The organism is Micromonospora sp. NPDC005237 (assembly GCF_040607775.1).
GTDB lineage: Bacteria > Actinomycetota > Actinomycetes > Mycobacteriales > Micromonosporaceae > Micromonospora.
This window is the reverse complement of sequence record NZ_JBEXHJ010000032.1, coordinates 1-1,394: the sequence shown is the minus strand read 5'-3', so window position 1 is coordinate 1,394 and position 1,394 is coordinate 1. Positions and strand designations below refer to the sequence as shown.

The 1,394-nt window shown below is 64.8% G+C and carries 1 protein-coding gene; it reads left to right on the top strand.

The genetic code is table 11. The annotated features are described in order from the left end of the window. Positions 1-70: 70 nt before the first annotated feature. Entirely contained in the window at positions 71-1,357 is a 1,287-nt protein-coding gene (locus ABZT87_RS31395) for an IS256 family transposase (RefSeq protein WP_355140092.1), read from the top strand. The last annotated feature ends 37 nt before the right edge of the window (positions 1,358-1,394 follow it).

Here is a 1,394-nt window from a genome sequence, read left to right as displayed (position 1 = left end):
GGGACTGTGGATCTAACGGTGTTTCCGGCCTGACCTGCCAGGCGTTGTGCCTGGTGAGGAGGGTGCCGTGATGACCGCGACACAGAACGATGTGACTGGACGTAAGAAGCGGACCGAGCCGTCGGCGGAGGCGAAGGCCGCCGCCGAGCTGGTCCGGGCAGCCAAGGAACAAGGGCTGTCGCTGACGGGCCCGGACGGGTTGCTCCGGCAGTTGACCAAGACTGTCCTGGAGACCGCGCTGAACGAGGAGATGACCGAGCACCTCGGCTATGCCAAACACGAAACCGACGGCGCCGGCTCGGGCAACATCCGCAACGGCAGCCGGCCGAAGACGGTGCTGACCGACAGCACCGGCCCGGTGCAGATTGACGTGCCGCGGGACCGGGCTGGCACGTTCGAGCCCCAGATCGTCCGCAAGCGGCAGCGGCGTTTGTCCGGCGTCGACGAGGTCGTGTTGTCGCTGTATGCCAAGGGCCTGACGACCGGCGAGATCAGTGCGCACTTCGCCGAGATCTATGGCGCCTCGGTCAGTAAGGAGACCATCTCGCGGATCACGGACAAGGTGATCGAGGAGATGACCGACTGGTCGCGCCGGCCTCTGGATGAGATTTACGCGGCGGTGTTCATCGACGCGATCGTGGTCAAGGTCCGTGACGGGCAGGTCGCGAACCGGCCGTTTTACGCCGCGATCGGGGTCACCCTCGACGGCGAGAAGGACATCCTCGGCCTGTGGGCCGGCACCGGCGGTGAGGGCGCCAAGTTTTGGATGAGCGTGCTGACCGACCTGCGTAACCGGGGCGTCAAGGACGTGTTCTTCCTCGTCTGCGACGGCCTCAAAGGCCTGCCCGAGGTCGTCACGAACGTGTGGCCTCGAACGATCGTGCAGACCTGCATCATTCATCTGATCCGCAACACGTTCCGGCTCACCTCCCGCAAGTACTGGGACGAGGTGAAACACGACATCAAACCGATCTACACCGCCGTGAACGCCCAGGCGGCCCGGGCGGCGTTCGACGACCTGGCCGAGAAGTGGGGCGGGCGGTATCCGGCGGTGATCCGCCTGTGGGACAACGCCTGGGCCGAGTTCATCCCGTTCCTCGACTACGACGTGGAGATCCGCACCGTCATCTGCTCGACCAACGCGATCGAGTCATTGAACGCCCGCTACCGGCGGGCCGTGAAGGCCCGCGGCCACTTCCCCAACGAACTGGCCGCGTTGAAGTGTCTGTACCTGGTGACCCGGTCCCTGGATCCCACCGGAGCAGGCAGAACCCGATGGACGATGCGCTGGAAACCCGCGTTGAACGCCTTCGCCATCACCTTCAGCGACCGCTTCCCACCTGCTGAAACCTACTAACCAAGATCGCCGAAAACACCCTTAGCGAGACAGCCCC

Coding starts and splice junctions, on each gene's coding strand:
- ABZT87_RS31395 (WP_355140092.1), top strand. CDS start 71: ATGACCGCGACACAGAACGATGTGACTGGACGTAAGAAGCGGACCGAG.